Origin of the sequence: Roseibium sediminicola, from assembly GCF_023156505.1 — a bacterium.
In the GTDB taxonomy this organism is placed as follows: Bacteria; Pseudomonadota; Alphaproteobacteria; order Rhizobiales; family Stappiaceae; genus Roseibium; species Roseibium sediminicola.
This window is the reverse complement of sequence record NZ_JALNMJ010000001.1, coordinates 484,176-504,615: the sequence shown is the minus strand read 5'-3', so window position 1 is coordinate 504,615 and position 20,440 is coordinate 484,176. Positions and strand designations below refer to the sequence as shown.

Below are 20,440 nucleotides of genomic sequence, written 5' to 3'. Positions count from 1 at the left end.
CCGGGCGGCGGTATGGCTTACCCCACCTCACGTAGACACGGTGAGCCTGGAATAACTCCTGCGCAGGCGCAGGATCGAGAAGACATGCGCGGACAGGAAAATCGGTACGAAAAACGCCGGAAACAGCACCAATGGGAAATGGTTGATAATGTTCGGATTCGCTTGAGCCATCACGTGAAAGAACCCTTCCGATGTCATCAACCCGGTTCCGACCGCCACCGCAAAGTCGGCGAGCCCGATGACATTGGCGCGCCACACCAGTGCCTTCGCGTTTTCTGCCCCACGGTTCAAGGCCTGGTATGCCTGCCAGCCGGCGATGCCCGCCCAGATGTCACCAAGCCCCGCGGGCAGAGCGAATTGCCAGGGAATTTCACCAAACACCCAGCCCAGCAGAAACACGCCACCCATGACCCGTGGCACCTGGAGGGCGACCAGCACTCTCTGATCGGCTTGTCCCGTCAATTTGCGCCCGAGTTTCGTTGCCCGGCCCAGAAGGATCAGAAGTGCCGAACCGCCGAACAGAAAGAACAGGATATATGGTACACCGGTGACCGTTTCGGGCGGCATCAGTAGGCCCTGCAGACCCATGAAGGCAGCCAGAGCATACCAAAGTCCGAACAGCAGACCGAGACAGCCCACCGCAAGCGCGGTCTCTCGCATGGTTGCTCTGGCCTGTTGTGCCGAAACTGCAACGGCAGCCGCAGCCAGCATGGGCAACAGGGTCGTGAACACCCTCACGTAAAATTCCAGGAAACTTGCAAACATGAAACCACTCCACATACTACATTTCACATAGTCACTATAAAAATTGTAGTTACTTCACAAATTGCAAGTGGCGACCTACATTTCATGCCATGAAACAGCTGTCACGTGCCAACTGCCCGATCAGACGGGCAACCGATGTCATTGGAGATCAATGGTCTTTCCTGATCTTGAGAGAATTTTTCCTCGAAGGAAAAAAACTTCGGTTTCAGGATTTACAGGCCGTACTCGGCCTTTCACCCAATACGCTGTCGAGCCGGCTGAAAAAGCTGGAAAAGATGGGCATCGTCGAAAAACGTCTCTATTCAAGCCATCCGCCCCGGGGAGAATATGTCCTGACCGCAAAAGGCCGAAGCTTTGCTCCCGTCATGGACGCCCTGTACGACTGGGGTAGCGCGCTTGCTGACGATGGAAGCCTTCCTGACACAGGTTGACCTTAAGCAACGAACTGGACACAAGGGACCGGTTCAACACGAGACCTCCATGTCCCAGTCCGCAAACACCCCCGATCCGTCCGGGCTTGCCTTTTCCGTCACTCATCGCTCGGTTCTGGCCATCGCCGTGCCGATGACGCTGGCCTACCTGTCAACACCACTGCTTGGCGTCGTCGACATGGCGGTGATCGGACGTCTGGGCGATGCCGCCCTTCTCGGCGGCATCGCGCTCGGCGGCATCATCTTCGACCTTGTCTTCACCACCTTCAATTTCCTGAGATCCGGCACGACCGGACTGACGGCCCAGGCCGTTGGCGGTCGCAATGAGGAAGAGATCAAGGCAACCCTCTTGCGCGCGCTGGTGATCGCCTTCGCGGGCGGCCTTGCGGTCATGGCCCTGAATGTTCCCCTTTTGAAAGTCGGGCTCTGGTTTCTGGGCGGCAGTGACGATGTCCAGACGGCCACAGAACGCTACTTCGACATCCGTCTCTTCAGCGCGCCGTTTCTCCTGGCCAATTACGCCATTCTTGGCTGGTTCATCGGTCTCGGCCGAGCGGGCACGGGGCTTCTGCTGCAGCTGGTGCTCAACGGGCTCAACATCGTGCTCAGCGTGTTTTTCGTGATCGGGCTGGGCTGGAGCGTGGAAGGCGTGGCGCTCGCCACGGTCCTGTCCGAGGTCGCGGCGACACTCGTGGGCGGATTTCTGGTTCTGGCCCATGCCAAGGGGGGTAACTGGCCCGCGGCCGCCGTCATTTTCGACCGGCGTCTGCTCATACGCATGATGGCGGTCAACCGGGACATCATGATCCGCTCCTTCACGCTGCTCTATGCCTTTGCCTTTTTCATGGCCCGCTCGGCGGACCAGGGCGACACGATGCTGGCGGCGAATGCCCTTCTGGAGAAATTCATCATGGTCGGGGCCTTCTTCCTGGACGGCCTTGCCACCGCGGCCGAACAGCTTGCCGGCCGCGCCGTCGGTGCGCGCTACCGGCCTGCCTTCGACCGCACGCTGAAACTGACCGCCCTGTGGAGCTTTGCCCTGGCCGGACTGCTGGCTCTGCTCTTCTGGGCCCTTGGCCCGGCCATGATTGCCTTCATGACCACGGCCCCGGAAGTGCGTCTCGGCGCGGAGACCTATTTGATCTGGGCGGTGATGACGCCCGTCTTCGGCGTGCTGGCCTTCCAGATGGACGGGGTCTTTATCGGCGCCACGTGGTCGTCCACCATGCGCAACATGATGCTTCTGTCGCTCGCGCTCTATCTGGCGGCCTATTACAGCCTGTTCCCGCTGCTCGGCAACCACGGCCTCTGGCTGGCGTTTCTTCTCTTTTTCGGCATCAGGGGCCTGACCCTGCTGGCCGCCTGCCGGAAGCGGGCGGCGGAGACGTTTGCGTGAGGCGAATGGGGCCAGACGCTGGCGCCTGACGGTCCTCGAACACTCAGGAGGCAACACACTCTCCATCATCCTGAGGAGGGCCAAAGGCCCGTCTCGAAGGATCGGCTGCACGCTCCAAGAGCAAGTGGCCGATCCTTCGAGACGCCGCTGTCGCGGCTCCTCAGGATGACGCGGAGTTTTGTGCGGCTCTTGCGATCCTAAACCGTTTCGGATGCCCAGGCCTCGACATTGGCGTCGCGCGCCTCGCGCAGGGTGTTGAGGCCGTTCTCCCGCAGCTTGGCAGACAGTCCGGTCAGGATCTCGTCGACCAGCGCCGTGCCCTTGAAGACCAGAGCGGAGTAAAGCTGCAACAGGTCTGCCCCTGCGGTGATCTTGATCCAGGCGGTCTCCGCGCTGTCGATGCCGCCAACCCCGACGATCGGCAGGTCCGGACCGGCGAGCTTGCGCGCGCGCGCAAGCACGATGGTCGATTTGCGGAACAGCGGCCGGCCGGAGAGGCCGCCGGCTTCATCGGCCGGACCTCTGCCGCTGAGACCGTCGCGGGTGATGGTGGTGTTGGAAACGATCAGACCGTCGACACTCTTGGCAAGAACTTCCTCGACAATGTCCCTGAGATCCTCGTCTGCGACATCCGGTGCAATTTTCAGCAGGACCGGCACATGCCGGCCGAGTTTTTGTGTGCATTCATCCCGGACCGAAATCACCGCCGTCAACAGGTCGGCCAGGGCAGACCGCGCCTGCAGGTCGCGCAAGCCCGGCGTGTTCGGAGACGAGATGTTCACCGTGAAATAGGACGCAATGTCGGCGAACTGATAGATCCCGGCGACATAGTCGGCAATGCGGTCCTCGGCATCCTTGTTGGCGCCGACATTGATGCCGACAATGCCGGCAAGGCGCTTGCGGGCGTCGAGGCGCGCGCGCAGGGCCGCATGGCCGTCGTTGTTGAAGCCGTAGCGGTTGATGACGCCCTGGTCCTCCGGCAGCCGGAACACGCGCGGCCTGGGATTGCCCGGCTGGGGCCTCGGAGTGACAGAGCCGACTTCGGTATAACCGAAGCCAAGTTTCAAGAGAGCGTCGGGCACTTCGCCGTTCTTGTCGAAGCCGGCCGCCATGCCGAGCGGGTTGGGAAACGTCAGGTCCCAGAGCTTGACGGCCAGTTTCGGATCGCCAGCCGCGGCGCACCCGGGAACAAGACCGGTTTTCAACGCCTTGACCGTTAGTCGGTGCGCGGTTTCCGCGTCCAGGCATTGCAGTCCTTTCAGGGCTGCGTTCTCAAGCAGAGGCAGTCTCACTGGTCCAGCTCCGGAAAGAGATGCGCGCCCTCGGCCGACAGCGGCAGGTCGCGGACCCAGAGCGCGGCGCCGGGCTCGAAGGTGTCGTAGAGATGGGGAAACAGCGCACCGCCGCGAGAGGGTTCCCACTTCAGAGCTTCACCGAACCGCTCCGCTTCAAAGGCCGCCAGCAGCAGATCGGTCTGGCCGGCAAAGTGCTTGGCGGCGGTCTCCCGCGCCTGCTCGCCGGTCGAGAAGTGAATGTAGCCATCGGCGAGGTCCACGGGTGCTCCCTCGAAGACGCCGCGCTCAACGGCCTCCTGCCATAGGGTTTTCGGTACGATCTTGAATATCAATGTCATCTGCGCCCTGGTCCTGCCTGCCGGTTCTGCCTGCCGGTTCTGCCTGTCTGTCTCCCGACCGGCCCGGACACTACTCAGGAGACCGGCGGGGAACAAGAGAGGCACACCGGTGATTTTGCGCCTTTTGCATTTTCACCGGGAAAAACCATATATCGGGCAAGGAATATCTTCCTGTCCGAAGATCCTGGAAAGGAAAACCGGCAACCGTGCTCTCGCATGAAACAGTCTGGGCCGCGATCGACGCGCTGGCGGCCAGGAACGGCCTGTCGCCATCGGGCCTCGCGCGGCGTGCAGGCCTGGACCCGACATCCTTCAATCCGTCGAAACGGCACGCGGGCGACGGCCGCCCGCGCTGGCCATCGACGGAGTCGCTCGCCAAGATCCTGAACGCAACCAACGAGACCCTGGAAACATTCGCCTATCGCTTCGGCAACCCCGACAGCGGGTCGAACAGAGCCCCGGCCTTGACGGTCGGACGCCTCTTCGACGACCGCAATCAGCGGCTTGGATCCGGTCTGACGGAATATGACTTGCCCGACATAGCCATGCCTGGCGCTTTTGCCATGCGTGTGACGGGCAAAGCCTTCCTTCCGCATTACCGCGACGGGGACATCCTCGTTGCGTCCCGCGATGCCGTCATCAGGCAGGGCGACCGGCTTGTGCTCAAGCCGCAAGCCGATACCCCGTCCCTTTTTGAACTTCGCGCCCGCACGCACGCACGAGCTGAAGCTCAGTTCAATAGGGGACAAGCCCGCCTCGGTGAGCTATAGGCACTCGGCAATCGAGTGGTCAGCCCGTATTATCTGGGCAAGCCAGTGAAAGTGAGTGACGTTGGATGAGACTTCGGCCTCTCTTGGTGCCAGCCTTTCTCCTGACCGCCAGCGGCGGCCTGGTGGCTTGGCTGTTGCTCGCCGAGCCGCCATCTGTCGAGGGCGAGACGTCTGTCGCTTCTGCGGAAACCGCCCAACTTCCCGCATCCGTTCTCGATCCGGCCTCAACCGGAACAACCGGACCCGCCACGTCTCAGCAGACCACAGCTCCCCTGCCCGATGACATTCGCGACGTGTCACCGGAAGGCGTATCGGCGCCGAAGGTTGACGGCAGTCTCAAAAGGATCGAACCGTCCAAGCGCTATCTGGAACTGAAGGATCCGCCGATCGAGCCTGTCCCGGACGGCCCGCTGGAACTCGTTCGGGTTCAGGTTCTCGATGGCGGTCATATCAAGTCGGACCGGTTGACGGTCACCCTGGCGCATATCAAACCGTTGAAACTGGATGAAACTTGCCTCTCCCGGCTGGGCGGCACATGGCCGTGCGGTACACGCGCGCGAACCTTTCTGCGCGGGCTGGTCCGTCAGTTCAAGGTGACCTGCGAGAAGATCGAGGAGACGGGACCGCAACAGATCCTCGCCACCTGCACGCGGGGCTCATTCGACCTGAGCAAGCGTCTCGTCCAATATGGCTGGGCCGACCCGGCCGAAGGCGCGCCCGCCGATTTCGCCGAGATAGCCGACAAGGCCCGGGAAAAGAAAATCGGCAAATGGCAGGCAGAATGGCTTACGGACCTGCCCAAGACCAGCTGGGAAGGCGAACCCGACGCAACTCTGCCAGGGCTCGAGGACCTGGAACCGGAGATTGTGGAATGGAGCCTGCGGACGGACACGGCCCCCGCCACCCTGTCCGGAAACGAAGCCGAGCCAGTTTCGCCCGTTCAATGATCGGCCAGCCCGTCGCGCCGTGCATTCCCTAACGTTAACCCTCATTGACCAAGATCTAATATAGTTAATAGGTAGAAATGACATGTCCTACAATTAGACATATATTTACAGAAGTAAGCGACAGTCGGCCCTACCCATCCATTCCGCCACGAGGGCCGAAGAGTAATGAGCGCCGCCGCCCATAAAAAACCTGTAGAAGCTAACAATATCTCCAAATATGTACAGTTCATGTCCCAGAGCGGCAGTAATACAGCGACCGCACAAAAAGCCTGGAAATCCCTGCAATCGGCTCTGCCCGGCATTCTTGACCGCTTTTACGAAGAGCTGCTGAAACAGGACGAACTGCGCCAGAAAATGGGGGCGCACGAAAAGAACACAGGACACCTCAAAAACGCCCAGACCAAACATTGGGATTATATCTTCAACCACGATCCCGATCTGGAATTCATCGGCCAGGCCGCGCGGATCGGTCAGGCGCATGTGAAGATCGGTCTGAAGGCGGAATGGCTGATGTCCGCGTTCGGCCGGCTGCTGAATGAAATCCTCCCCGTGATTGTAAAGAAAAACCGGTTCTCCCAAGGCGCGATGATCCGCGACATGCAAGCCGTTGTGACCCGCCTGTTTCTGGACATGATCCTCGCGCAGCGCGCCTTTGAAACGGAAAACCGCCGCCTGGAGGAGCTGGAAAAGCGCGAGACCATCGATCTCAACAATCTGCGCACGACCGCCAACACGATCAGCGAACTCAACGAGATCGTCATGTCGATGGCCCTGTTGTCGCGGAACACGCAGGAAGCCAACGCAAACGGCCAGTCGATTTCAGCGGCCGCCGACCAGCTTGTCGCCTCCATCGGGCAGATTTCCGAGAACAGCGAAGGCGCCGCCGAGGAAGCCAATCACACCAACGCCGCCGCGAAGGACGGGCTCGACAAGATGTCGGCCGTCTCCAAGGCCATCGGTGACATTTCGTCGACGTCCCGGCAGACTTCTCAGAGCCTGGCCGACCTCAGCGAAGCCGCCTCCCAGATCAGCGAATTCCTGTCGGTCATCCAGTCGATCGCCGACCAGACAAACCTCCTGGCCCTGAACGCAACCATCGAAGCCGCCCGCGCGGGGGAAGCCGGCAGGGGCTTCGCTGTTGTGGCCTCCGAGGTCAAGACACTGGCTTCGCAGACCGGCAAGGCAACCGAGGATATTGCGCAGCGGATCGAAGCCCTGTCGGCAGGCATGGAAACCATCCAGACCGCCATTCAAAGTTCGGAAGGTGCGGTTCAAAACGGCGAGGACGCGATCACGGCCGCCAATGAAATCATGCAGTCCATCGACGGCATGGTCGGAAATGTCTCCGACCGCGTCACCCAGATCACGGAGATCCTGCACCAGCAGAAAGAAGCCAGCCACGAGATTGCGCGCAATGTCGCAAATGTGGCGGACTCCAACCGGAACACGGACGAGCAGCTCGGCAGCATGCAGAAGGTTCTGAAGAAGAGCAACGACAGCTTCAGCGGCTCTGCAAAAACCTTCTTCGACGCCGATTCCGACAGGTCCCTGATCGAAATGGCGCGCATCGATCACGTGCTCTTCAAGAAGCGGGTCGTCGACACGGTTACCGGCCATGACGACTGGGCCTCAACGGCCATGCCGGACCACCATCACTGCCGTCTTGGAAAGTGGTATGACAACATCAAGAACGAGAAGATCCGGGCGCATTCGGCGTTCAAGAACCTCGTTGCTCCCCACAAGGACGTCCACGATGCCGGTCACCGCGCGCTGAGCGCGGCCGAACAAGGCAACACCACGGAGGCCTTCGTTGCGCTGGTGGACCTGGAAAAGGCCAGCACAAAGGTGCTGAAAGGTCTGCAGGACCTTGCGGCCGCCATGGAACAGGAACTCAAGGACGCGGAGGCCCGCAGATCGCCGCGCCAGGACATGGAAACCAGGGCGGAAATCCAGGTCGAAGGCAAAACCCAGTCTGTCACGCTTGAAAACCTGTCCGGCACCGGTGTCGGCCTCAAAGGCGTTTCCGGCCTCAAAACAGGGCAAACGGTCTGCGTGCGTTATGAAGGCAGGGAACGCCTTGGCCATGTCATCTGGGTGGAAGGCACGAAGGCCGGTGTGCAGTTCTTCGACGAACACAAATAGGATGCTATCCGGCCATCAGGGTTCGTTCCAACCCGCGTGACAGTCCAGTTTGTCCCCGCTAGGCTCCGGAGTTCACAGCAATGATCTCCGGAGTTTTTCATGTCTCTGAAAAAGACCCTCGGCATCATCGGCGGCACCGGCCAGCTCGGCAGCGCGATGGCGACCGCCTGGCTGGAAAGCGGCTGCCTGGCCCCGGACAGTCTGTGGATCTCGAACCGGACCGGCAACAGTGCCGGTTTCGACACCTGGCCGGACATCACCTTCACAAACAGCAATCAGGCGCTCGCCGACGCCTGCGACATCATCGTGCTGTCGGTGCCGCCGGCCCTCATTGAGTCAGTCCGTATCGAAGCGCGGGGCAAACTGGTTTTCTCCGTGATGGCGGGTGTTTCGCTTGAAGCGCTCTCCGATCTGACGGGGTCAAGCCGGGTCATCCGCGCCATGTCGAGCCCGGCGGCGCGCCAGCGGCTGGCCTATTCGCCCTGGACCGCGCCTGACGGCCTGCCCGGCCCGGACCGAGAGGCTGTCAACACCCTATTGTCCGCCTGCGGCCTTTCGGACGAGGTCCAGGACGAACGCCAGATCGAGGTCTTCACCGCCCTCACCGGACCGGTGCCGGGCTTCGCGGCCTTCTTCGCCGACGCCATGGTGCGTTACGCGCTTGCCAATGGCGTCGCGCCGGAGATTGCCGTCAGGGCGGTCAAGCAGCTGTTTCTGGCCTCGGGCCAGATCATGTCCGCGGATGCGATTTCCCCCGAAGACCGGGTCAAAGAAATGATCGACTACGCCGGAACGACGGCAAGCGGACTGGTCAGGATGCAGGAGCTGGACCTGCCGCGCCTGATCGCCGAGGGCTTCGAGGCCAGCACCGCACGCGTGCGCACTATTGCGGGCGGGGATTGAGCGGCAACCTCCCATTGATCTGCACGATTTAAAGAGGCGGCGCTCGACGCAGCTTATTTGCCAACGCTATCGATCGTCGTCCCGGACGCAGTGCAACGGAGATCCGGGACCGGGGAGCCGTGTCCTCTCCATGGAAATGGAATATCTAACATTGGTTTCTGGCACCCCGGTCCCGGCTCGCGCTTCGCTTGGCCGGGAAGTCGGCGGCGAAGAAGTGCATTTGTCGTAAAGAAAAGGCGGCGCAAATTGCGCCGCCTTTTCCTTCAAGGATTTGCGTCCGTTCAGGCCGCCAGTTCGCCGGCCAGCGCCTTGCGGATCATCTCGCGGGTCTCGGCAACGCCATAAAGCGCGACGAAGGAGCCGAAGCGCGGGCCCTTTTCCTGGCCCAGCAGCAGCTGGTAGAGCGCGGAGAACCAGGCGACCGATACTCCGGGACCGCCATCGGGGCCCTTCTTGTTCGGATCCTGGTAGCGCTCGATGGCACGGGCCACGTCCAGAACCGCGTCCTGGATCGCCGCGCCGTCTGCATCCGCCGGCAGTGCGGCCAGTTGCCGGTCCAGCTGCTCCAGCGCGGTCCGCTCGACCTCGTCCGGCGTCTTGAAGGACTTGGTCGGTTTGACGAAATCGTCGAAATAGCGGATCGCATAGCCCACAAGGGCATCCAGTTCCGGATGGGTTGCGGCGGTCACGCCCGGTGCATAACGCGAAATGAACGCCCAGAGCACGTCCTTGCTGTCCGCGTTGGAAGCGGACACCAGGTTCAAGAGCATGGCAAACGGAACCGGCATGTCGATCTTCGGGATATTGCCCGAATGGATGTGCCAGGCCGGGTTCTGCAGCTTCTGCTCGACCGGCATCTGCTCGTATTTCTGGACGAAGGTGAAATACTCGTCCACCGCCTTCGGGATGACGTCGAAATAGAGCTTCTTCGCCGTTTTCGGCTTCTGGTAATTGTACAGCGCCAGGCTTTCCGGCGAGGCATAGGTCAGCCACTCGTCGATGGTCAGGCCGTTGCCCTTCGACTTGGAGATCTTCTCGCCCTTGTCGTCCAGGAACAGCTCGTAGACATAGTGTTCCGGTGCCTTGCCGCCCAGAATGTTGCAGATCTTGTCGTAGATCGGCGCATTGGTCATGTGGTCCTTGCCGAACATCTCGAAATCGACGTCGAGCGCCGCCCAGCGCATGCCGAAGTCCGGCTTCCACTGCAGCTTCACCTTGCCGCCGGTCACCGGCAGCGTGATGTCCTCGCCGGTTTCGTCCTCAAAGGTGATCGTGCCGTCCTTTGCATTGACGTCCTTCATCGGCACGTAAAGCACGCGGCCGGAGCTCGGCGAGATCGGCAGGAACGGCGAATAGGTCGCCTGACGCTCCTCGCCGAGGGTCGGCAGCATCACATCCATGATCTTCTGGTACTTCTCGGTCGCCTTGATGAGGACGTCGTCGAATTTGCCGGCCTTGTAGTATTCGGTCGCGCTGGCGAACTCGTAGTCGAAGCCGAACGTATCGAGGAAGCGGCACAGCATGGCATTGTTATGCGCGGCAAAGCTCTCGTAATCGCCGCCGAACGGGTTCGGCACGGCGCTGAGCGGCATCTGCAGATACGGCTCCAGCGCGGCCCGGTCCGGAACGTTTTCCGGGATCTTGCGCATGCCGTCCATATCGTCGGAAAAGCTCAGCAGCCGCGTCGGGATCTTGTCTTCGGTGAGCAGGCGAAAGGCCGTGCGCACCATGGTCGTGCGCAGCACTTCGCCGAAGGTTCCGATATGCGGCAGGCCTGACGGGCCATAACCCGTTTCGAACAGAACCGGTTTGTCCGAATCCCGTTTCTCGACGCGTTTGACCAGTTTTCGCGCTTCTTCGAACGGCCAGGCTTTCGATTTCCGGGCCGCCTCGACAAACTCTTGCGAAAGGTCAAGCGTAGGCAGGGATTGGTCGGTCATTTTTTAAGGTCTGTTCTGTTCATTTGGATGGATGGATCGCTGCACAGGCAGGTTTTTGTGTGCTCCTGCCGTTTGCTGCGGCGCGACACTAGATCAAGCCGCAAGCATGTGCAATCACATGTCGAAAGACCATGACTTGAAGCTTTCCCGCCAACCCGATACACCGGGCCTTCACTTTGCCTTTGAAACCGGCGCCACTGGAGAATGAATAGTGTCTATGAATGAGCCGATCAGCGTTCAGGAAGCCCTCATCTACGTGATGGTCATCGTTTCGGCGTCGGACAATGAAATGACCGACAAGGAACTGGCCACGATCGGCGACGTGGTCAAGATGCTGCCCGTCTTCCAGGGTTATGACGGCAGCCGGATCATCCCTGCCGCCCAGCGCTGCGGCGACATTCTTCAGGAAGACAACGGCCTGCAGCTCGTGCTCGAACTGGTCGGCGATATCCTGCCGCACAAGCTCTATGACACCGCCTATGCGCTGGCTGTTGAAGTCGCTGCCGCGGATCTTCATGTCGAGCAGGAAGAGCTGCGCATTCTGCAGCTTCTGCGTGACCGGTTCCGCCTCGACAAGCTGACCATCGCCGCTATCGAGCGCAGCGCCATCGCCCGTCATCGTCCCGCCTGATCTCGGGGAGAGCATCCCTTGAAACGCAGACGGGTTCTTGTCTGGACCGGGACAACGATCCTCGTTGTGCTTGCCCTGTTGTTGTTGGCCTTCCTGGGACTGCGGGATTTCGACTTTTCCGAATACAGGACGCGGCCACTCTCCTTTTTCTTTGGCGATGCCACGGTTGCCGGAACGCTGCATTTGCCGGAGGCCGACAATCCGCCCGTCGTGTTGCTGGTCCATGGCGACGGCCCCGCCGACCGTTATTCCGGCGGCGGCTACATGCCTTTGATCAGTGAGCTTCTGGACAATGGCATCGCCGTCTACAGTTGGGACAAGCCGGGCGTTGGCGAGAGCAGCGGCGACTGGCTCTCCTTTTCCATGGAGGATCGGGCCGGACTGGCGGCAGCCGCATTGGATGCCGTGAAGGCCCAACCTGAGTTCCAGTCCTCGCGCACAGGATTTGTCGGCTTTTCGCAGGGTGGCTGGGTGGTGCCCATCCTGGCAGAGGCGCCTGCGGAAGCCGATTTCTTCGTGATCATCGGCGGAGCGGTCAACTGGCTGCACCAGGGCAGGTACTATACCAAGCGCAGACTGGAACTGGCCGGAGCGGATATCAAGACGATCGAGGCAACGCTGGCGGACGACGACGCCGGCAACGAAAAGCTGTTGTCGGACGGTTATACCTATGAGGCCTACCTGGCCGATCACTCGAACGGCGCACCGATGTCCGAAGCGCGCTTTGCTTTTGTCCGGAAAAACGCCCATGCCGATTCCAGCGCCAGCCTCCAGCGCATTTCAGCGCCCGTTCTGACGTTGCATGGCAGTGGAGACCTCAATGTCGACCCGGCCTATAATTCCGACCGCTACCGGGAAATTCTGGGCGGCCGGAACGATGCCAATCGTAATCTGGTGATCGAGGGCGGCAGCCACGCGCTTTTGAGAACAGCTCTTTTCAACCAGCAGACCGCAGGCGACATGCCGGCCTGGAGCAAGCTTGCCTTTGCGCTGCTTGGCCGGAAGGCTTATGCGCCGGGAGCGCTGGACACCCTGACGAGCTGGATCCTGGACCGGGCCGGACAAGCCGGTTGACCGGCAACGTCCTCAGATCGTTCAAATTGCACCGAATTTGTTTTCCCTTCCCTAAATCCCGGACCCGTAAGACCGTTTGAGGGAACGGGGAGCGATCGCGCGGAAGAGCTGCGAGCCTGCCTCAAGTTTTACAGCAGCGGGAACGCGCATGAACAGTCAGGCTTTCGGGGAACAAGGCAGTGTCCGTTATCCGTTGAGGCGCCGCCGGCAGCAGCCCCCTTACCGGCGTCATCAGCCGGTGGCCATGCGGCAAATTCAGGTGCGCCGGGGTCCGAAGCCCGTCAACTGGGGCCACCGCATGCTGATTGCCTTTGCCGGCTTCCTGTGCGGACTTGCGGCGGACTCGCTGGTGATGTTCGCCGAACACCATTTCCATCTCGCCAAGGACCGTGACCCGGATCTGTTCGCCCTGGTTCTGGGCACCGGCTTTGCCGGACATGCGCTTTATCTGATCTTTGCGGCTCTGGCCGTGTCGCTCCTGGTGGCGTTCAACCGGCGCAAATGGATCCTGTGGCTCCTGCTCGGCTTTGCCGGCGGGCTCATAAGCATCTGACCCCGACAGCTTCCGTCAGTTGAGGCTGTGGATCGCGTCCGGCAGATCCAGGGAGAACGCCGGGATCGTGACATCGAACAACGACCCGTCCGGGCGCTCCATGGAGAAGAACCCGGCCATGATCCCGCTGTCCGTCGCAAGCGGGCAATGCGAGGAATATTCGTAGGTTTCGCCCGGCTCGATCACCGGTTGCTCTCCGACGACGCCTTCGCCGCTAACCTCTTCCTGGCGCCCGATCGCGTCGGTGATCTGCCAGTAGCGGGTCTTCAACTGCACCGGTTCATCGCCGCCATTATGGATCTCGACCATATAGGCCCAGATGAACTCGCCCGCTTCCGGCCGCGATTCATCATCCAAATAAAACGGCTCGACCGAGACTTCGATCCCTTCGGTGATGGCGCTGTAACTGCCCGACACGTTTGTTCCTTTTGCCTTCAGGCTTCGGTTCCGGAGGCGCTTATAGGGCGAATGACACAAGCGTGAAAGGGACTTGCTTGTGATTTCCGGATGGATTTTGCATGTAGGGCGCGAAATCACTTAAAAACAGGTTCCCAATCCGTGCTCGATGCCCGCCTGCGCCCCCTGATCGACCCACCGCTCAACCGCATGGGCCGGGTTTTGGCCGATGCCGGTATCGGACCGAACACGGTGACCCTGACCGGCTTTGCCATCGGGCTCTGCGCCGCGATTGCGATTGCGGCCGGATATTCCCTAATCGGCCTTGTGCTGATCGCGCTCAACCGCATCGCTGACGGTCTCGACGGTGCCGTTGCGCGGGCGACCCGCAAGACCGATCTCGGCGGTTATCTCGACATCACCCTCGACTTCTTCTTCTACGGTGCCATTCCGCTGGCCTTTGCCCTGCAGAACCCCGCGGCCAATGCGCTGGCCGCCGCAGCCCTGCTTGCCAGCTTCTATGCCAACGGTTCGGCCTTTCTCGCTTTTGCCATCATGGCGGAAAAGAACCGGCTCTCGACGACGGAACAAGGATCGAAGTCGCTCTATTACATCGGCGGTCTGGCCGAGGGCACGGAGACCATCGCGCTCTTTCTCCTGATGGCACTGCTGCCCGGCTGGTTCCCAGCGCTTGCCTGGGGGTTTGCCGCCATCTGCTTTGTCTCCGCGGGCGCTCGCGTTCTGATCGGCATCAAGGCACTGCAAGAGCCTTGAGCGGCGGCGCCGTCACGGCGTGAAGCGGCCGCAGAACTTCCAGAAGGTTTCGGCGGCATTGGACTTGAAGGTCTTGCCGGTCCTCGCCCAGCCAATCACGCGCGGTGCCACAGGGTCCAAAGGCAGGACCCGGCATTTGCCGCTGACATCCGGCAGCGCCAGCTCCGCCATGATCGAAACACCGAGCCCTGCCTGCACCAGCGCCACAATCGAGTTCACCTGCAGGATCGTATGCGCGATGTTGGGGGCGACCCCGGCCTGCGCGAACCAGCGCTCCACAAGCGGCCCGCTGCCGCCCTTGGTCAGAATGAAAGGCCTTCCCGCGAGATCGGGCGCCGTCAGGAGAGACTTGCCGCCGAGCGGATCCGTCAAGGGCACCAGCGCGACCAGCTTGTCCGACGTGATCGGCACGATCTCCAGGTTTTCCTCCTGTTCGACCGACAGGATCGCCATATCAACGATGCCGTCTTCCAGCGCTTTGCGAAGTTCCTCGTCCGGAAATTCCAGCACCTCGACGGCGATCCCTGGGTATTTGCCGGCAAAAGCCGCCAGGGTCTTCGGCAGAATATGGAACGAGGCAGACGAGCCAAAGGAGCCGAGCCGCACCGTGCCGCTGCGATTGTGCCGGGCGTCTTCCAGCGCGCCGAGCGTTACTTGCCGCGCCAAGTCCTCCTGGCGCGCATAGCGAGCAAGCGCCTCGCCTTCCTCGGTCAGCGTCAACGGCCGGGAGCCGCGCCGCACGAGGTTCACACCAAATCGCGCCTCCAGTTGCGCAATGCCCTTGCTGATCGCCGGCTGGGTGACACCGAGCCTTTTCGCCGCTTCCGATACGCTTCCGGTGGTGCCTATCAGGTCCAGGGCCCGGGCAATGCTCAGCGGAATATCCGGTCTGTCTGAAGCAGGCTTCATAACCATGAGTTATTTCCATATGTGAATCATTTCTCATAGTTATGAAAGGTCGCTCCTCATCTGTCATCCCTTTTCAAAAGCAGTCCCGCCGACATGACCCTCGAAGCCTATCTGGCCTTCATAGCCGCTTCCCTGATCCTGACCATGAGCCCAGGCCCCAGCATATTGCTGGGCATGGTGCATGCCCTGCGCTTCGGATCCCGAAAGACCCTGTTCACGGCGCTCGGCGACATCAGCGCGAACCTGATCCAGATGCTGCTGGTGGCCATCGGCCTTGGCGTCCTGATCGCCAGCTCGGTTCTGGCGTTTCAGCTTTTGAAATGGGGCGGTGTCCTGGTTTTGGTCTATATGAGCCTGCGCATGCTGCGCGGGGCCCCCGGCGCTTCACTTGAGACCGCACCCGTGTCTTCGTCGCATCCGGCCCGGCTGTTCCTGTCGGGTTTCCTGGTTGCCTTCGGCAATCCGAAAGCCCTGCTCTTCTTCACCGCCTTCTTTCCGCAATTCATCGACCCGCAAGCGGATCTGGCATCCCAGCTCCTGGTGATGTGCCCGACCATGGCGGCGCTGGATTTCACCTTTGTCATGCTCTACGCCAGCAGCGCCCGCGCGGCCCTTGGCTTTCTGCGCTCCCGTCCCATGCTTTTGAACCGGATCAGCGGCACAGCCCTGATGGGCGCTGCGGGCATTCTCGCCTTTGCCAAATAAAACCCCGGCACGCGGGCCGGGGTCTTCACCAGATTGGAGCTATTCTGGTCCGTCAGACCGCGCCGAGTGCCTGTTCGACATCCTCCAGCAGATCCAGCGGATCTTCCAGGCCGATCGACAGGCGCAGGATGCCGTCGGTGATGTCGAGTTCGGCGCGCGCTTCTTCGCCGATCGACTGGTGGGTCGTGGTCGCCGGATGGGTGATCAGGCTCTTGGCATCGCCCAGGTTGTTGGAGATCTTGATGACCTCGAGCGCATTGGTGAAGCGGAAGGCTGCCTCCTTGCCGCCGTCGATTTCAAACGCCAGCATGGTTGAGCCGCCGCGCATCTGGCGCGCGACCACATCGGCCTGCGGATGGTCGGCGCGGCCCGGATAGATCAGGCGCGACACCTTGGACTGGCCGGCGAGAAAATCGGCGATCTGGCCGGCGGTTTCGCTCTGGCGTGCAACACGCAGCGGCAGGGTTTCCAGGCCCTTCAGCAGCACCCAGGCGCTGAACGGGCTCATATGCGGACCGGTATGCTTGATGAACGGCATCACCTCGTCGTTGATCCATTCCTCGTCCGACAACACCACGCCGCCAAGACAGCGGCCCTGGCCGTCAATGTGCTTGGTGGCGGAATAGACGACCACGTCGGCGCCGAGCTGCAGTGGCGACTGGTAAAGCGGGGTGGCAAAGACATTGTCGACGATCAGACGCGCACCGGCTTCCTTGGCAATGTCGGCAACCGCGGCAATGTCGATCACTTCCAGCGTCGGGTTGGTCGGGCTTTCCAGGAACAGCGCCCTGGTGTTCGGGCGCACGGCTGCCTTCCACTGGTCGATGTCGGTGCCGTCCACCAGGGTGCTCTCGACACCGAAACGCGGCAGCAGGGTCTCGCAGATATAGCGGCAGGAGCCAAACAGCGCCTTGGCGGCGATGACATGATCGCCCGCCTTCACGGACGCCATCAGCGCCAGGTTGACGGCCGCCATGCCGCTGGCGGTGCCGCGCGCGGCCTCCGCGCCTTCCAGCGCCTTGATCCGGTCCTCGAACATGGTGACCGTCGGATTGGCATAGCGGGAATAGACATAACCCGGGTCGTCGCCGTTGAAGCGCGCCTCGGCGGCCTCGGCACCGGCATAGGTGAAGCCCTGCGTCAGATAGATGGTTTCGGAGGTCTCACCGAAGGGCGAGCGCATGGTGCCGCCATGGACCAGATTGGTTGCGGGACGCCAGTTCTTGTTTCCGGTCTTGGTGGTCTCAGTCATCTTCCATGCTCCAAACGCAAAAAACCCCAGCCTCAAGACCGGGGTTTGCACCTCCGGCCTTTTTAGCAACTTGTTTAACGTGGCTGCAAGCCGGCCGGCCCAAATCACCACGAAGTGCCCCTCTCCTACGGGATAACGCCACGCCGGTCAATCTTCTTTGGCGAAAACGGCTTGCCGGGCGCAAAGCCGGTTGGCGCGGCGCGCCGCATCCGTTAAGGACGTTAGGACAGACAAATGCGGGAAAACTCGATGAATGTGACAGCGGGGCAGGTCTTGAACGGAAGCGCATCTTTGCAGGCCGAGGGCATCCTGCCCGAGCGGATCATCCACGCCATGTTCGCAGCCGGCGAAATCGCCGCCGCCCTCCCCCCGGTGGAAGGCCAGGTGCAGCCCGCCAGCCTAGACCTGCGTCTCGGCCAGGTGGCCTACCGGGTGCGCGCCAGCTTCCTGCCCGGACCGCAGATCAAGGTCGCCGACCGGCTGGAGCAGCTGAAGCTGCACACGGTAGATCTCTCCGAGGGCGCGGTCCTGGAGACCGGCTGTGTCTATATCGTGCCCCTGCAGGAAAGCCTTGCCCTTGCGTCCGACATTTCCGCGACCGCCAATCCGAAAAGCTCCACCGGCCGGCTCGATGTCTTCACCCGCGTCATCACCGACAACGGCCTTGCCTTCGACACCATTCCGGCCGGCTATTCCGGCCCGCTTTATGCGGAAATCTCGCCACTGACCTTCCCGATCCTGGTCCGCTCCGGCTCACGCCTCAGCCAGATCCGTTTCCGCCGCGGCCAGTCGCTCATTCCCGACGCGACGCTGGAAGAGGTCCACAAGGCCCACACCTTGATGAGCGGCGGCAACGGCCGCATCGGCAATGGCGTGCAACTTTCCATCGACCTGGAAGGCACCGGCCCAAACAGCCTGATCGGCTACCGTGCCAAGCAGCATTCCGGCCTGATCGATGTCGACAAGGTCGGCGCCCAGGACGTGCTCGATTTCTGGGAACCGATCTACCGCCGCCAGCGCGCCGAACTGATCCTCGATCCGGACGCATTCTACATCCTGGTCAGCCAGGAAGCGGTGCATGTGCCGCCGGACTATGCCGCCGAGATGGTGCCGTTCGACCCGCTGGTCGGCGAGTTCCGCGTGCATTATGCCGGCTTCTTCGATCCGGGATTCGGCCATGCGGGCGCCGGCGGCGTCGGCTCCAGGGCCGTCCTGGAGGTCCGCTCCCACGACGTGCCGTTCATTGTCGAACACGGCCAGACCATTGGCCGGCTTGTCTATGAGCATATGGCCGAACGCCCCGAGCGGCTTTATGGCGAAGGCATCGGCTCCAACTACCAGGGCCAGGCGCTGAAACTGTCGAAACATTTCCGGGCGCCCGCCTGATCCGGACATGTCACTGAAAACGATCACCCGCGAATTTGAAGGCTTTCTGGAAGACCGGAAGTCGCGTTTCCTGGCGCATCTGGTGCCGATCGATCTCTTCGAGCAGCGTCTGGAAGAGTTGCGGAAAGAACACAAGAAGGCCAATCACATCGTCACCGCCCACCGGCGCCTGCTTGACGACGACCGGATCGAGGAAAGCGGCAAGGATGACGGCGAACCGGCCGGCACCTCCGGCATGCCCACTTTACGCGTGCTGCAGGGCGCGGACCTGATCAATTGCGCCGTTCTGATCGTGCGCTATTTCGGCGGCACCAAACTTGGCGGCGGCGGCCTCGCCCGCGCCTATTCCGGCGCTGCGCAGGACGCCATCGCCAACGCGAAACTCGTGCCGTTTCAAAAGATCCTGACGAAGACGGTCAGCGCTGATTTCGCTTCCGGCTCGGAGCTGGAACGGCGGGTCGAGACCCTGGGCCTCAGCGTGATTGCGCGGGACTACACGGAAGACGGCGTCACCCTGACAGTGGAAGGGCCGGAAGAGGTGCTGGCGGCGCTTTAGGGCGTGGGGCCGATCCTTCGAGACGCCGCTGCGCGGCTCCTCAGGATGACGCTGAACGTGTCGCGATCTTGTGATTTGCCACTTCTTCTGCGTCATCCTGAGGAAGCGCGTCAGCGCTGTCTCGAAGGATCGGCCACTTGCTCAGCCGAGCTCACAAAGCGCCACAGCATGATGACGGGCATATCGCAATAAGGCCTGCACCCGATACACAAACGCCTCACGCCTGCTCGCGGCCGACCTCCGCCTTCAACTCCCTGAGTTCCGCCCGGAGCGCCTTGACCTCTTCCAGGATCAGGCCGGTGTCGTCGTGGATGGCCTGGCGGTTGGCGTCGGCTTCCGCGTCGTGCTCCTCCTGCATCGCCGAGACGATGATACCGATGAAGAGGTTCAGCACCGTGAAGGCGGTACACAGGATGAAGGGCACGAAGAACAGCCAGGAAAGCGGATAGACCTCCATCACCGGCCGGACGATGCCCATGGACCAGCTTTCCAGGGTCATGATCTGGAACAGCGTATAGAGCGAGGCGCCGAGATCGCCGAACCATTCCGGGAAGGCCGCGCCGAACAGCTTGGTCGCCATGACGGCAAAGACATAAAAGACCAGTGCCATCAGCACGACGATCGAGCCCATGCCCGGCAGGGCGGCGATCAGCCCGCCAATGACGCGCCGAAGCGAGGGCACCACTGAGATGAGCCGCAGCACACGCAGGATCCTGAGCGAGCGCAGAACGGAGAGATTGCCGGTCGCCGGCATCAAGGAGATCGCGACGATCAGGAAATCGAACACGCTCCAGGGATCGCGGAAGAATTTCGGGCCATGTGCATAGAGCCGCAGCACCAGCTCGACCACGAAGATGCCGAGGATCGTGCGATCGACCAGCATCAGGAAACCGCCAAATTCGCTCATCGCCGCTGGACTGGTCTCCAGCCCCAGTGTCACCGCATTCAGGACGATGATCCCGATGATGCAGAATTCCCACTTGCGCGAGGTGACCAGCGCCTTGACCTGATTTCGCATGTAACCGACCCGACTTTTCCTTTAAAAACGCGGCTTCACGCCGCGCCGGGCGGAACATGGCGATTTCCGTGCCGCAGTGCAAGATCAGGCGGTGCGGGAAAAGCAATCATCCCCGGCGGCGTCCGCTTGACAGGCCCGGCACTTCAGCGCAGAAAGCTTGAACGGTCCGGCACGGGCCGCCAAGCGGGTGTAGCTCAATGGTAGAGCAGAAGCTTCCCAAGCTTAAGACGGGGGTTCGATTCCCCTCACCCGCTCCAGA

Annotated in this window: 21 protein-coding genes, 1 tRNA gene and 1 riboswitch; of the genes, 14 read left to right on the top strand and 8 right to left on the bottom strand. The window is 61.5% G+C overall.

Annotated features, from left to right (window positions below):
- Window positions 1-27: 27 nt before the first annotated feature.
- A complete protein-coding gene (locus tag M0H32_RS02245) occupies window positions 28-765 on the bottom strand; it encodes a hypothetical protein (protein ID WP_248150151.1) in 738 nt (245 codons plus the stop codon).
- Window positions 766-854: 89 nt separating this feature from the next.
- Here M0H32_RS02245 and M0H32_RS02240 point away from each other — a divergent pair, with 89 nt between their 5' ends.
- Together M0H32_RS02240 and M0H32_RS02235 are read left to right on the top strand one after the other, a co-directional pair.
- Window positions 855-1,196, top strand: a complete 342-nt coding sequence (locus M0H32_RS02240; RefSeq protein ID WP_248150148.1) for a winged helix-turn-helix transcriptional regulator — start codon at window positions 855-857, stop codon at window positions 1,194-1,196.
- A 49-nt stretch (window positions 1,197-1,245) separates the two neighbouring features.
- Entirely contained in the window at window positions 1,246-2,592 is a 1,347-nt protein-coding gene (locus tag M0H32_RS02235) for an MATE family efflux transporter (RefSeq protein WP_248150146.1), read from the top strand.
- Window positions 2,593-2,789: 197 nt separating this feature from the next.
- Here the strand turns inward: M0H32_RS02235 and M0H32_RS02230 are convergent, their stop codons facing one another.
- Both M0H32_RS02230 and M0H32_RS02225 read right to left on the bottom strand, forming a co-directional pair.
- Window positions 2,790-3,884, bottom strand: a complete 1,095-nt coding sequence (locus tag M0H32_RS02230) for a quinone-dependent dihydroorotate dehydrogenase (RefSeq protein ID WP_248150144.1) — start codon at window positions 3,882-3,884, stop codon at window positions 2,790-2,792.
- A complete protein-coding gene (locus M0H32_RS02225) occupies window positions 3,881-4,225 on the bottom strand; it encodes a DUF952 domain-containing protein (RefSeq protein ID WP_248150141.1) in 345 nt (114 codons plus the stop codon). Before M0H32_RS02225 ends, M0H32_RS02230 begins: the two co-directional genes overlap by 4 nt.
- Before the next feature lie 206 nt (window positions 4,226-4,431).
- Between M0H32_RS02225 and M0H32_RS02220 the strand changes: the two genes are divergently transcribed.
- The 4 genes from M0H32_RS02220 to M0H32_RS02205 all read left to right on the top strand — a co-directional run bounded on the left by M0H32_RS02220 (window position 4,432) and on the right by M0H32_RS02205 (window position 8,987).
- Window positions 4,432-4,995, top strand: a complete 564-nt coding sequence (locus tag M0H32_RS02220; protein ID WP_248150139.1) for a helix-turn-helix transcriptional regulator — start codon at window positions 4,432-4,434, stop codon at window positions 4,993-4,995.
- 65 nt (window positions 4,996-5,060) lie between these two features.
- Window positions 5,061-5,942 carry a thermonuclease family protein gene (locus M0H32_RS02215; RefSeq protein WP_248150137.1) on the top strand — a complete coding sequence of 294 codons (882 nt, stop codon included), beginning with the start codon at window positions 5,061-5,063 and terminating at the stop codon, window positions 5,940-5,942.
- 165 nt (window positions 5,943-6,107) lie between these two features.
- Window positions 6,108-8,084, top strand: a complete 1,977-nt coding sequence (locus M0H32_RS02210) for a methyl-accepting chemotaxis protein (RefSeq protein ID WP_282449009.1) — start codon at window positions 6,108-6,110, stop codon at window positions 8,082-8,084.
- Between the two features lie 99 nt (window positions 8,085-8,183).
- A complete protein-coding gene (locus M0H32_RS02205) occupies window positions 8,184-8,987 on the top strand; it encodes a pyrroline-5-carboxylate reductase family protein (protein WP_248150132.1) in 804 nt (267 codons plus the stop codon).
- Between the two features lie 281 nt (window positions 8,988-9,268).
- Here M0H32_RS02205 and M0H32_RS02200 read toward each other — a convergent pair whose 3' ends face one another.
- Window positions 9,269-10,927 carry a lysine--tRNA ligase gene (locus M0H32_RS02200; protein WP_248150130.1) on the bottom strand — a complete coding sequence of 553 codons (1,659 nt, stop codon included), beginning with the start codon at window positions 10,925-10,927 and terminating at the stop codon, window positions 9,269-9,271.
- A gap of 217 nt (window positions 10,928-11,144) precedes the next feature.
- Here M0H32_RS02200 and M0H32_RS02195 point away from each other — a divergent pair, with 217 nt between their 5' ends.
- From M0H32_RS02195 to M0H32_RS02185, 3 genes are all read left to right on the top strand, one after another.
- Entirely contained in the window at window positions 11,145-11,558 is a 414-nt protein-coding gene (locus tag M0H32_RS02195; protein WP_248150539.1) for a tellurite resistance TerB family protein, read from the top strand.
- Window positions 11,559-11,576: 18 nt separating this feature from the next.
- Window positions 11,577-12,632: an alpha/beta hydrolase family protein gene (locus M0H32_RS02190; RefSeq protein ID WP_248150128.1), complete on the top strand. Its 1,056-nt coding sequence runs from the start codon at window positions 11,577-11,579 to the stop codon at window positions 12,630-12,632.
- Window positions 12,633-12,780: 148 nt separating this feature from the next.
- The gene (locus M0H32_RS02185) at window positions 12,781-13,185 is read left to right on the top strand and encodes a hypothetical protein (RefSeq protein WP_248150126.1); all 405 of its coding nucleotides are present in this window, start codon (window positions 12,781-12,783) and stop codon (window positions 13,183-13,185) included.
- A 15-nt stretch (window positions 13,186-13,200) separates the two neighbouring features.
- Here the strand turns inward: M0H32_RS02185 and apaG are convergent, their stop codons facing one another.
- Window positions 13,201-13,602 (bottom strand): Co2+/Mg2+ efflux protein ApaG, encoded by a 402-nt coding sequence (gene apaG / locus M0H32_RS02180; protein WP_248150123.1) that lies wholly within the window; start codon window positions 13,600-13,602, stop codon window positions 13,201-13,203.
- Between the two features lie 141 nt (window positions 13,603-13,743).
- Between apaG and M0H32_RS02175 the strand changes: the two genes are divergently transcribed.
- Window positions 13,744-14,355 (top strand): CDP-alcohol phosphatidyltransferase family protein, encoded by a 612-nt coding sequence (locus tag M0H32_RS02175; protein ID WP_248150120.1) that lies wholly within the window; start codon window positions 13,744-13,746, stop codon window positions 14,353-14,355.
- 12 nt (window positions 14,356-14,367) lie between these two features.
- Here M0H32_RS02175 and M0H32_RS02170 read toward each other — a convergent pair whose 3' ends face one another.
- Complete coding sequence (locus tag M0H32_RS02170; RefSeq protein ID WP_248150119.1) at window positions 14,368-15,270, bottom strand: LysR family transcriptional regulator; 903 nt, start codon at window positions 15,268-15,270, stop codon at window positions 14,368-14,370.
- 87 nt (window positions 15,271-15,357) lie between these two features.
- Here M0H32_RS02170 and M0H32_RS02165 point away from each other — a divergent pair, with 87 nt between their 5' ends.
- On the top strand, window positions 15,358-15,969 hold the full coding sequence (locus M0H32_RS02165) for a LysE family translocator (protein WP_248150117.1): 612 nt from the start codon (window positions 15,358-15,360) through the stop codon (window positions 15,967-15,969).
- A gap of 52 nt (window positions 15,970-16,021) precedes the next feature.
- On the opposite strand, the gene M0H32_RS02160 is transcribed toward M0H32_RS02165, so the two are convergent.
- Complete coding sequence (locus M0H32_RS02160; protein ID WP_248150116.1) at window positions 16,022-17,221, bottom strand: O-succinylhomoserine sulfhydrylase; 1,200 nt, start codon at window positions 17,219-17,221, stop codon at window positions 16,022-16,024.
- Between the two features lie 41 nt (window positions 17,222-17,262).
- Window positions 17,263-17,342: riboswitch (SAM riboswitch) on the bottom strand.
- A gap of 128 nt (window positions 17,343-17,470) precedes the next feature.
- Between M0H32_RS02160 and M0H32_RS02155 the strand changes: the two genes are divergently transcribed.
- Window positions 17,471-18,607: a 2'-deoxycytidine 5'-triphosphate deaminase gene (locus tag M0H32_RS02155; RefSeq protein WP_248150115.1), complete on the top strand. Its 1,137-nt coding sequence runs from the start codon at window positions 17,471-17,473 to the stop codon at window positions 18,605-18,607.
- A gap of 7 nt (window positions 18,608-18,614) precedes the next feature.
- The gene (locus M0H32_RS02150; protein ID WP_248150114.1) at window positions 18,615-19,163 is read left to right on the top strand and encodes an IMPACT family protein; all 549 of its coding nucleotides are present in this window, start codon (window positions 18,615-18,617) and stop codon (window positions 19,161-19,163) included.
- A gap of 217 nt (window positions 19,164-19,380) precedes the next feature.
- Here the strand turns inward: M0H32_RS02150 and M0H32_RS02145 are convergent, their stop codons facing one another.
- Window positions 19,381-20,181, bottom strand: coding sequence for an ion transporter (locus tag M0H32_RS02145; protein WP_248150113.1), 801 nt, complete (start codon window positions 20,179-20,181; stop codon window positions 19,381-19,383).
- Window positions 20,182-20,364: 183 nt separating this feature from the next.
- Between M0H32_RS02145 and M0H32_RS02140 the strand changes: the two genes are divergently transcribed.
- Window positions 20,365-20,438, top strand: a tRNA-Gly gene (locus tag M0H32_RS02140).
- The last annotated feature ends 2 nt before the right edge of the window (window positions 20,439-20,440 follow it).

What these genes read in the sequence shown, in the direction of transcription:
- M0H32_RS02165 (WP_248150117.1), top strand. Translation starts at nt 15,358, where the DNA reads ATGACCCTCGAAGCCTATCTGGCCTTCATAGCCGCTTCCCTGATCCTG.
- M0H32_RS02145 (WP_248150113.1), bottom strand. Translation starts at nt 20,181, where the DNA reads ATGCGAAATCAGGTCAAGGCGCTGGTCACCTCGCGCAAGTGGGAATTC.
- M0H32_RS02185 (WP_248150126.1), top strand. Translation starts at nt 12,781, where the DNA reads ATGAACAGTCAGGCTTTCGGGGAACAAGGCAGTGTCCGTTATCCGTTG.
- M0H32_RS02195 (WP_248150539.1), top strand. Translation starts at nt 11,145, where the DNA reads ATGAATGAGCCGATCAGCGTTCAGGAAGCCCTCATCTACGTGATGGTC.
- M0H32_RS02215 (WP_248150137.1), top strand. Translation starts at nt 5,061, where the DNA reads ATGAGACTTCGGCCTCTCTTGGTGCCAGCCTTTCTCCTGACCGCCAGC.
- M0H32_RS02245 (WP_248150151.1), bottom strand. Translation starts at nt 765, where the DNA reads ATGTTTGCAAGTTTCCTGGAATTTTACGTGAGGGTGTTCACGACCCTG.
- M0H32_RS02160 (WP_248150116.1), bottom strand. Translation starts at nt 17,221, where the DNA reads ATGACTGAGACCACCAAGACCGGAAACAAGAACTGGCGTCCCGCAACC.
- M0H32_RS02150 (WP_248150114.1), top strand. Translation starts at nt 18,615, where the DNA reads ATGTCACTGAAAACGATCACCCGCGAATTTGAAGGCTTTCTGGAAGAC.
- M0H32_RS02205 (WP_248150132.1), top strand. Translation starts at nt 8,184, where the DNA reads ATGTCTCTGAAAAAGACCCTCGGCATCATCGGCGGCACCGGCCAGCTC.
- M0H32_RS02235 (WP_248150146.1), top strand. Translation starts at nt 1,246, where the DNA reads ATGTCCCAGTCCGCAAACACCCCCGATCCGTCCGGGCTTGCCTTTTCC.
- M0H32_RS02155 (WP_248150115.1), top strand. Translation starts at nt 17,471, where the DNA reads ATGAATGTGACAGCGGGGCAGGTCTTGAACGGAAGCGCATCTTTGCAG.
- M0H32_RS02225 (WP_248150141.1), bottom strand. Translation starts at nt 4,225, where the DNA reads ATGACATTGATATTCAAGATCGTACCGAAAACCCTATGGCAGGAGGCC.
- M0H32_RS02210 (WP_282449009.1), top strand. Translation starts at nt 6,108, where the DNA reads ATGAGCGCCGCCGCCCATAAAAAACCTGTAGAAGCTAACAATATCTCC.
- M0H32_RS02200 (WP_248150130.1), bottom strand. Translation starts at nt 10,927, where the DNA reads ATGACCGACCAATCCCTGCCTACGCTTGACCTTTCGCAAGAGTTTGTC.
- M0H32_RS02170 (WP_248150119.1), bottom strand. Translation starts at nt 15,270, where the DNA reads ATGGTTATGAAGCCTGCTTCAGACAGACCGGATATTCCGCTGAGCATT.
- M0H32_RS02240 (WP_248150148.1), top strand. Translation starts at nt 855, where the DNA reads ATGAAACAGCTGTCACGTGCCAACTGCCCGATCAGACGGGCAACCGAT.